Source organism: Hymenobacter montanus, assembly GCF_014699115.1.
GTDB classification, from domain to species: Bacteria; Bacteroidota; Bacteroidia; order Cytophagales; family Hymenobacteraceae; genus Hymenobacter; species Hymenobacter montanus.
On sequence record NZ_JACXAD010000023.1, the window covers coordinates 86,326 to 92,325 of the forward strand.

Consider the following 6,000-nt stretch of genomic DNA (forward strand, 5'->3'; position numbering starts at 1 on the left):
CGGTGGAGTTTTTTTGCGCAAGGCTTCGCAAAGTTGAAATCAAGTTTCGCAAAGCTTGGTTATGCTTTTTATCGCCTTTGCGAAACTTACCTTTTAACCTTCGCGAGACTTCGCGCTACTATGTATCAGCCACAAGAATACGACGTCATTGTAGTGGGGGCGGGCCATGCCGGCTGCGAGGCCGCCGCCGCTGCCGCTAACCTGGGCTCGAAAGTGCTGTTGGTGACGATGAACATGAACACCATCGCCCAGATGTCGTGCAACCCGGCCATGGGCGGGGTGGCCAAGGGCCAGATCGTGCGCGAAATCGACGCGCTGGGAGGGCAGTCGGGCATCATCACCGACCAGACCATGATTCAGTTTCGGATGCTGAACCGCTCCAAGGGCCCCGCCATGTGGAGCCCGCGCGCCCAGAGCGACCGCATGCGGTTCGCCGAAGCCTGGCGCCTGACTCTGGAGGGCATCGCCAACGTCGACTTCTGGCAGGAGGCCGTAACCAGCCTTGTGGTGGAAAACGACACCGTAGTAGGAGTGAAGACCCAGCTCGGCATCGAATTCCGGGGCAAGTCGGTGGTGCTGACCAACGGCACGTTTCTGAACGGCCTCATCCATATCGGCGAGAAGAACTTCGGTGGGGGCCGGGCCGCCGAGAAGGGCAGCCGCGGCATTACGGAGCAGCTCCTGGAGCTGGGCTTCGAAGCCGGGCGCATGAAAACCGGCACCCCGCCCCGCGTGGACGGCCGCAGCCTCGACTACTCCAAAATGGAGGAGCAGAGTGGCGACGCCGAACCCGGTAAATTCTCTTACCTCGACACGCCCCGCCTTACCCGGCAGCGGCCCTGCTACATCACCTACACGAATGAGCGGGTGCACGACATCCTGCGCGAGGGCTTCGAGAAGTCGCCCATGTTCCAGGGCCGCATTAAGGGGCTGGGGCCGCGCTACTGCCCCAGCGTGGAAGACAAAATCAACCGCTTCGCCGACAAGGACCGGCACCAGATTTTCGTCGAACCCGAAGGCTGGAGCACGGTGGAGTGCTACGTGAACGGCTTCTCGAGCAGCCTACCCGAGGACGTGCAGTACCGCGCCCTGCGCGAGATAGCGGGCTTTGAGAACGCCAAGATGTTCCGGCCCGGCTACGCCATCGAGTACGACTTCTTCCCGCCTACCCAGCTAAGCCTGACGCTCGAAACCAAGCGCGTGGCCAACCTGTACTTCGCGGGCCAGATCAACGGGACCACTGGCTACGAGGAGGCCGCCTGCCAGGGCCTGATGGCCGGCATCAACGCGCATCGCAAGGTGCACGGGCAGGCTCCCTTCGTGCTAAAAAGGAGCGAAGCCTACATCGGCGTCCTGATCGACGACTTGGTGAACAAAGGCACCGATGAGCCCTACCGCATGTTCACGAGCCGCGCCGAGCACCGCATTCTGCTGCGGCAAGACAACGCCGACCTGCGTCTCACCCCACTGGGCTACGAGCTAGGCCTGGCTTCGGACGAACGGCTGGCCCGTGTGCGGATGAAGGAAGCCCAGACGACCGAAGTGGGCGAGCTGCTCCGGAAGTTTGCCATCGAGCCCGCTGAAATCAACCCCCTGCTGGTGGAGCTGGGGTCGGCGGAAATCCACGAGAAGACCCGCGCCGTGAATTTGCTGCGCCGCCCCAACGTGGAGCTGGCCGACCTGCGCCGGGCCCTGCCCGCGCTGCACGAAGCCCTGTCGGCTTACGATGAAGAAGCCCTGGAGCAAGCCATCATCAATATCAAGTATGAAACCTACCTGGCCAAAGAGCACCAGCAGGCGGCCCGGCAGCAAGAGCTGGAAAACTTTGTGATTCAGGGCCGACTCGACTACCGGGCCATGCCGGCGCTCAGCCACGAGGCCCGCGAAAAGCTGCTGAAGATTCAGCCGGAAACCATTGGGCAGGCAGCCCGCATCAGCGGCATTTCGCCGGCCGACGTGTCGGTGCTGATGGTGTATCTGGGACGGTAGGCCGGAAGCTAAAAAAGACCCTCTCGCTAGAGCACCTCTCCAGCGAGAGGGTCTTTTATTTTAGCTATCCTTGTCCTGTTCCATTGCCAATAAAATCTTGCGAACTTTGCCGGGCTATAAAAGCTGCTGCGCCGCACTTCCGTCGGCCGGCTTCCAGTTATTTTTTTCCGTGTCTTACGAACGATTAGAAAGCTGTCCGGTGTGCAGCAAACCCGAATTCCGTAACAAGCTGGTGGTCGAAGACCGGACGGTGAGCCACGAGAGCTTTGCCATCGTACAGTGCACGGCCTGCAGCTTCCAGTTCACCAACCCCCGACCCAGCCAGACCGATATTGGCCGGTACTATGAGTCGGACGACTACGTGTCGCACAACAGCCGCGCCACTGGGCTCGTGAACCAAGCCTACAAAGTGGCGCGGTTTTTCACCATGCGCCGCAAGGTGAGCTTGCTGAATAGGCTGGCCCCTCGCCGGGGCCAGCTGCTGGACTATGGCTGCGGCACCGGTCATTTCCTGGCGGCGGCCAAGTCGGCCGGTTGGCAGGTTACGGGTTTGGAGCCCAATGTCCGGGCCCGGGAAGAGGCCAGCCAACGCCTTAAACAGCCCATCGGACAGCAAGAACTGGCGTCGTTGCAGCCGGGTACGTTCGATGCCATCACGCTTTGGCACGTACTCGAACACGTGCATACCCTCAACGAGACCCTGGCCCAGCTTAAAGCCTTGCTTAAGCCCGACGGCGTAATGCTGATTGCGGTGCCGAACGTGGAGAGCCTGGATGCTCAGCACTACCGCGAGCTCTGGGCGGCGTACGACGTGCCGCGCCACCTCTACCATTTCGCGCCCAAGACCATGGCCCAGCTGCTTAAAAAGCATAAGCTGACTATCCGGGAAACGCTGCCCATGCCCCTCGACGCCTATTACGTGAGCATGCTCAGCGAAAAGCACAAGGCCGAACGGGCCGGCGGCATCCTCACAGTGCTGAAGGCGGGCTACAAATCCAACCAGTATGCCAAGCAGCACGAGGGACAATTCTCAAGTTTGCTGTACGTAGCGAGCCAGCGCAATCCGGCTACTTGAGGCGGTAGCCGGCTCGATTGCGGGCGCTTTTGGGGTTGGTAGCCTGTTAACGCCGGCATTTCCGAACCTATTAGCTCGGCTCGGGTGGCTTGGTTGGAGCTTCGGTAACGGGGCGGGGCTCACCTTTGTAGCCGATACCAGGCCGCACGACGGCGGCGTTACCTACCCAGCCGGCTTCGGCAATAGTGCGCCGACCGGTCGTGGCCACACACCTTGGTGCCTCCTTCGTTAGGCTTACCCTCACCACGTTGTTCTTACTTATCGATGTTTGTTCGCGCTGAACTGCTGGCTCTGCTGGCGCTGGTTGCCTTGCTTGAAAGCTGCGCTGCGGTGGCTCCGCCCCTGGGTGGTCCCCGCGATCGTACTCCCCCGCGCCGTATCAGCAGCTCGCCCGATAGTGCGGCCCGTAACGTGAGCCAAAAGTTCGTGCGCCTGAACTTTTCGGAACCGGTCGTTACCAAGGAGCTGAGCAAAAACCTGCTCATCACCCCCCAGCTGCCGCCCGACAACCCTTACAAGTTGCGCGAAGACCGCAACTCCATTACGCTGCTCTTCGACAAGCCGCTGGATCCCAACACCACCTACAGCTTCAATTTTCGGGAGGGCGTGGTCGACATCACGGAGGGGCTCCCGGCCCGAAACGCCTACCTCAACTTCAGCACCGGCGCCGTGCTCGACTCCGGCAAAGTGAGCGGCGTGGTTACCGATGTGCTAACCGCGAAGCCCGTGACCGGCGCCAGCGTCGGCCTTTACCGCGAAACCGACACCGTCGGCGTGAAGCGCGGCCGGCCGTATTACACGGTCCTGACCGACAAGGATGGTAAGTTTAACCTGAGCTTCCTTAAGGATGGACAGTATAAAATCTACGCGCTGGCCGATAAAAACAACAATGGCCGCTACGACGCCGGCGAGAAAATTGCCTATCTGCCCGCGCCCATTACCATCGCGGGCAGCACCGGTACGCCCGTGCCCTTAGTGCTCACCTACCCCGACCGGCGCCCGCCTCTGCTCACAACTCGGACGCCCAGCCCCACCCAGCTCCGGCTCAGCTTTAACGAGGGCCTCCGCGCTGCTACGTTGGTAACCCTGGGCACTTCCCCGGCCCCGGCCGCCTTGGCCGAGGCGATGTTACTTGCTGACCGGGGCCGCTCGCTGGTGCTGTTCAAAACCCCCGAGGTGGGCGATGGTCGCTACCTGCTCACCATGACGGATAGTACCGGCAACGTGGGCCACGACACGCTTCAGGTGAAGTTTCCGGTGCCCCCGGCCACCGCTAAAAAGACCGCTAACCCGCCCTTGTATTCGGTGGAAGGCAACCCGCGCGCCGTATTTCCAGAGGGCCAGGTGAAGTTTTTATTTGCCGTTCCGGTCCGCATTGCCGCGGGCAGCCCCTTCGGTACCCTGGTTGAAGATTCGGTTAAGCGCCGTCCGCTACGCTTGCCGGCGGATGGCGCCCTCAGCCCCGATCGTACGGAGCTTACGGTGCGTTTCAATACGAAGGCCCGGAAACGTCTCGAAATCCTCCTCGACAGCGCAGCCATCACGGTCGTTACCGGCCAGGCGCTACGGCTGCGCCCCCTGCGCCTGGGCATCAGCGAGCAGGACATTTCCACCAGCTTGTCGGGCACCATCACGACCAAGGAGAAACACTTCGAGCTGCAGCTGCTCAACGATAAGCTGCAAGTGGTTACCAGCCTATTTTCGCCCAAAGGCTCCTACCTGTTTGCCGATATTCCCCCCGGCATTTACTACCTGCGCGTACTGATTGACAGCGACGGCGACGGCCAGTGGCGCAACGGCGACCCCAACCTGCTCCTGCCTCACGAGCCGGTTTATCTGAACCCTAAACCCCAGCAAGTCCGGGCCGGCTTCGACATCGTGGAACCCCTCAGCTTTTAGAGAAAGTGCCAAGCTGCTCTAGGCTCTTTCGACGTCCGACGCTTGCCTGGTCTCTGTTGCCCTCTTCGAGGTAGATTTCCTAGGGTGGGTGACAGTAAACAAGCGGTAGAACTTACTGACGTCCTGTGGAGGTTGTCGCCGCCTAGATACTGCTTCGTTGGGTCAAAACGGGCCGGTAGAGAGGCGGCGACAAGCTCCGCAGAATCGGTTTGGGGCAACTGTCTACACACCCTAAGCGGTACGCACCTGGGTGTAGCTTCTCTCTGAGGGTTAAATAATGAGCCCGTTGTTACCGCCAACTACCAGATAGGTAGGTATTGCCTTGGCCTGACCACGTGGCCCAGGACCTAACACGACAAACCACCGGACTTTTAGGTATTAGGTGCCCCTGAATCCGGGTTTCGATTGTCTGGTCCGGTCATTTTACCCGCTTTCGGGGATAACTTTTGATCAAATCCAGTTACTGAGGGCCTTTTCGGCGGGTAATCCCCCGGTTTTCCACTGGCTTTTCCACATCATTTTTGGCTGGTGGACAATTTCGGGGATAACCTGGGGGATACTTCTTAGCTGGGCGGGGATAAGTGGAGCAAAAGTTTTTTTGGTAGTTCTGAAGCCCGCACAGGGCAAAACTCATGGGGATAAGCGGGGATAACCTTTCCCCACCATCCCGCCTTCCCACATGCTCATATTGCCGGGGATAATAAAAATGTGGAAAGGCTCTCGCAATGTTGAAAACGAGTTATTATTCTGAAAAACAGTGTTTTGTTTTCCACAACGCCGGTGGATAGTACGTGGATAAGGCCCATCTTACCCCCACGTTTTCCACCCTGGGGATAACCTTTCGGGCTTATCCACTTATCAACTGACCTAATGAGTGGAAACAAAAGAAGATTTTTAGAAAAAGATTTAATAAAAAGTTAAGGTTGGGGAAAACCCGGTTCAAGGGTTTGGGCCCGGTTCAAGGGTTTGGGCCCGGTTCAAGGGTTTGGGCCCGGTTCAAGGGTTTGGGCCCGGTTCAAGGGTTTGGGCCCGGTTCA

The 6,000-nt window shown here is 59.5% G+C and carries 2 protein-coding genes and 1 pseudogene; all 3 read left to right on the plus strand.

Annotated elements, in window-relative coordinates; genetic code table 11:
• The first annotated feature begins 120 nt into the window (after positions 1–120).
• Positions 121–1,989: a tRNA uridine-5-carboxymethylaminomethyl(34) synthesis enzyme MnmG gene (mnmG, locus tag IC235_RS18170; RefSeq protein ID WP_191006622.1), complete on the plus strand. Its 1,869-nt coding sequence runs from the start codon at positions 121–123 to the stop codon at positions 1,987–1,989.
• Positions 1,990–2,158: 169 nt separating this feature from the next.
• Positions 2,159–3,064, plus strand: a complete 906-nt coding sequence (locus tag IC235_RS18175) for a class I SAM-dependent methyltransferase (RefSeq protein WP_191006623.1) — start codon at positions 2,159–2,161, stop codon at positions 3,062–3,064.
• Positions 3,065–3,328: 264 nt separating this feature from the next.
• A pseudogene (locus IC235_RS22900) lies at positions 3,329–3,715 on the plus strand (Ig-like domain-containing protein); the annotation flags it as partial.
• Positions 3,716–6,000: the final 2,285 nt, after the last annotated feature.

Coding starts and splice junctions, on each gene's coding strand:
- mnmG (WP_191006622.1), top strand. CDS start 121: ATGTATCAGCCACAAGAATACGACGTCATTGTAGTGGGGGCGGGCCAT.